At 36.2% G+C, this 3440-nt stretch carries 4 protein-coding genes and 1 pseudogene; 3 read left to right on the top strand and 2 right to left on the bottom strand.

Translation table 11 applies throughout. The features are described 5' to 3' along the window. Nucleotides 1-26 precede the first annotated feature (26 nt). The 3 genes from PREBIDRAFT_RS11045 to PREBIDRAFT_RS11675 all read left to right on the top strand — a co-directional run bounded on the left by PREBIDRAFT_RS11045 (nucleotide 27) and on the right by PREBIDRAFT_RS11675 (nucleotide 1691). Nucleotides 27-209, top strand: a complete 183-nt coding sequence (locus tag PREBIDRAFT_RS11045) for a transposase (RefSeq protein WP_244864331.1) — start codon at nucleotides 27-29, stop codon at nucleotides 207-209. A 309-nt stretch (nucleotides 210-518) separates the two neighbouring features. Continuing rightward, nucleotides 519-935 (top strand): DUF4372 domain-containing protein, encoded by a 417-nt coding sequence (locus PREBIDRAFT_RS11680; RefSeq protein ID WP_004337935.1) that lies wholly within the window; start codon nucleotides 519-521, stop codon nucleotides 933-935. 9 nt (nucleotides 936-944) lie between these two features. Continuing rightward, entirely contained in the window at nucleotides 945-1691 is a 747-nt protein-coding gene (locus PREBIDRAFT_RS11675; RefSeq protein WP_080547858.1) for an IS4 family transposase, read from the top strand. Between the two features lie 82 nt (nucleotides 1692-1773). Here PREBIDRAFT_RS11675 and PREBIDRAFT_RS03750 read toward each other — a convergent pair whose 3' ends face one another. Both PREBIDRAFT_RS03750 and PREBIDRAFT_RS03745 read right to left on the bottom strand, forming a co-directional pair. Continuing rightward, nucleotides 1774-2766, bottom strand: a complete 993-nt coding sequence (locus PREBIDRAFT_RS03750; protein ID WP_004339264.1) for an ISAon1 family transposase — start codon at nucleotides 2764-2766, stop codon at nucleotides 1774-1776. Beyond that, nucleotides 2732-3116 (bottom strand): annotated as a pseudogene (locus PREBIDRAFT_RS03745) (ISAon1 family transposase N-terminal region protein). Before PREBIDRAFT_RS03745 ends, PREBIDRAFT_RS03750 begins: the two are co-directional and overlap by 35 nt. Nucleotides 3117-3440: the final 324 nt, after the last annotated feature.

Below are 3440 nucleotides of genomic sequence, written 5' to 3'. Positions count from 1 at the left end.
ACAATCGATCCCGTAACCGAATCAAATTGCTGCACTGGGAACGCTGTGGTTTTGTCGTCTATCATAAACAGATGGTACAGGGTTGCCTGAGTCCTAAAATCATACTGGCGAGAACTGGATTTTATGAACTTCGCTGGGACGAACTGGTACTCTATATTGAAGGTATAAATCCTAATTGCTACCGAAGAAAAAGATACAACAAATCTTAGTATTTTCTTGCCAGTGTCAGATATTTTTCGCACCTTTACATTGTATAAAGAACTGATAATGTAATGGATATGCCTTATTGCACAATGACATCTGACTACCATTCTCTCACTCGGGAAGCTGTTGTTAAACTTCTTGAGCAAAGGGATGCTGAGCTTAAGGTTCACTACTGTCCACGAAAATCCGTTAACATTTGCTCAAACACCTTGTAAATAAAGAGGTCTTCATACAAAAAAGGCACTCGGAGGTTTTGAAACTGCTATCTTTGTAAGAACTTACAATTTGTAAGCATCTACAAATTCAGGGTAGTTATGAATCAAGGTCGATATGTATTCACGCAACTTGTAGATTTTCTTCCAAGGAAGAACTTTGAGTGGTTGGTAAAAAAGTATGAAGGCAACAAATATGTTAAGAGTTTTACTTGTTGGAACCATCTGATGGTTCTTCTATTTGGTCAGTTGTCCAATCGTGAGGGATTACGAGACCTTATTGTAACCATCAGTCCGTTCAAGTCAGCGTTCCACCATCTTGGTTTTGGAAAGAATGTCAGTAGAAGCAATTTGAGCAAGGCTAATGAAATACGCGAGATCAAGATATTCCAGGAGTTTGCAGACAAGATGGTTTCCATAGCAAGGGAGAAACGAGGAGTCGTCAAGGACTTCTTCATATCGAACAATGTCTATGCGTTCGACTCCTCAACAATATCATTGTGCCTTTCTGTATACTAGTGGACTAAACTGCATCATGGGAAAGGAGGAGTGAAATTGCATGAACTGTATGATGTGAAGACAGACATTCCGACATTTTCTGTCATTACAGATGCTTCAGTTCACGATTCCCAAGTGATGGAGCTAATTCCCTATGAGAAAGAGAGTTTCTATATATTTGACAGGGCGTATATGGCAACTAATAAACTTTATATCATAGAAGAAGCAGAAGCTTACTTTGTCGTTAGAGAAAAACATAAAATGTCGTTTGAGGTCATAGAAGATAAAGAATACAACACCCCTTCATCTGGAATTATGGCTGATCAAATTATACGTTTCAAGGGACACAAGACTAAGAAGCAATATCCAAATAAACTTCGGCGAGTGGTGTTCTATGACTATGATGGTAATAGGACATTTGTATTTTACACGAACAATTTTGAAGTTACAGCGGAACAGGTTGCCCTACTTTACAAATACAGATGGAGAGTAGAACTGTTCTTCAAATGGCTGAAGCAACATCTGCGCATCAAAGAGTTTTATGGAACCTCTGAGAATGCTGTGAAAATACAAATCTATGCAGCTATCATTGCATATTGTCTTGTCGTTATCGTACAAGAATGTATGGACCTAAAGCTTCAAACCTATGATGTTCTAAGAATTTTAAGCACGGCATTGTTGACAAAAATGCCATTGTGCGACTTGCTCATTGAACAGAAAGAGGAAGAATTTACTGAAGGAAAATACCAGCAGCTCTGCCTCAATTTTGATGGGTAACTGTCAATTTGTTACTTTTTTTAATGTTAAAGGAATTTCGTGGACAGTAGTGCTTAAGGTTAAGGATGGGGTCAGTAGAAATTTAGTGGGGATATCCATATAGTTTACTTAATCTAAAAATAAAGAATTTTTTATCCGTAACTCCTCTTAGATTGGCTCTGAATAATTTTATTTTTGAGTTAAACGATTCTGCTGCCGCATTTGAAGCTCTGTTATTATAGAAATTGAGTATATCATTATAATGTTCATAGAATGTTGCAGCAATCACATTAAAGGAATGAAATCCAGCTTCTTCTACCTTATTATACCACTTAGCCATGCTTAGTCTTGCAGCATCTTTAATAGTATTTTTAGCAAAAATCATCCTTAACGAATGACATAGTCCATATGCTATCTTGAGTTTGGGGTATTCTCTAAATAATATTCTAGCTCTCTGTTTTTGTGTTGTAGTCCATTTATCAGCAGACTTAAATAGTAAATACCTACTCCTTGCCAATAACTCTTTACGCGTATCTCCATTTTCATAAATAAATGGTTCGTATTTTTTACCCTCTAATTTAGCATTTTCCATATCATCAGTGGCTTCCTGTATTGCATCCCATCTATAATCTATTCTTATCTGTTGTACTGCATCACAGGCTAACTTTTGGATATGAAATCTATCAATAACTCTTTGAGCTTTAGGAAAACAATGATGTACAATTTTACGCATTGTATCAGATAAATCTAAAGTAACTTCTTCTACTTGTTCTCTTTGTTGTTCATCTATTTTATCTAATATCTTACAGACTTCATCTGATTTTGTACCTGCTACAATAGCTACCAAACAGCCTTCTTTACCGTGTTTATCACGATTAGTAACGAGGGTATATAATTCACCATTTGAGAGAGCTACCTCGTCAATGGCAAGAAACTTACCTATATTCTCAGGAAACAACACCCATTTATCAGCATGGGATAACTGTTCCCAGCCCCTATAACCACTTAAAGTTTCCTTGTATTGTTTCTCAAAAGTATGTCCATTTATATGATAAAAATCCTCAAGCGTACGGCAGGTCACGGGGGATGTCTCCATACGTTTCTTTTAAAAAATCTCCGAACTCTTTACTATAACGAGTTCCAGAGGAAGTAAGATCTATGGGTAAGGGCAAGGAGAAGCTTTTACCTGTACGAGTATCAACCCAGCGACGACGGCGAAAGGAAAGGATTACTTTGTGATCACGAATAGGAAAGTCCGTTATATCAACTACTGCCATAAAACCTTTTGATTCAAAGTGGAGGTCATCGAGAAGTTCCGTTTCCATCTTCTCATCTAAATAAATACGAAACAAGGTAGAATCCTTTTCTATCCTAACTATTAGAAAATACCAGGACTTCGCTGGGAAGAACTAACTCGGCTAACTGATAAAGATATTTCTCTTCCATAATACAAAGGAAAGAAAAATAAAACAATTATGAAAATATCCCCCACTAAATTTCTACTGAGCCAAATCTTTCCATCTTTATCAATAGCATAATATGCTACTTTATCTGTTCCAAAATGATATTCAACAGCTTTAGCATCTACTATATGCTCTGCTTCTTTAAATTCATATACCCAAATGGTGTTTTCTAAAGGATTGAAAACTTCGTCTTTGCTACAAGAAAAAAATAGAAAAACGGTGAAAACACAAACTATAATTTTTATATATTTCCTTAATTCCGCAGCATAAATTCTTGTAAGAACTCCAAGTGCCTGAGAAACAAAGT

Source organism: Prevotella bivia DSM 20514, from assembly GCF_000262545.1.
In the GTDB taxonomy this organism is placed as follows: domain Bacteria; phylum Bacteroidota; class Bacteroidia; order Bacteroidales; family Bacteroidaceae; genus Prevotella; species Prevotella bivia.
This window is presented reverse-complemented; position numbering and strand designations above follow the sequence as displayed.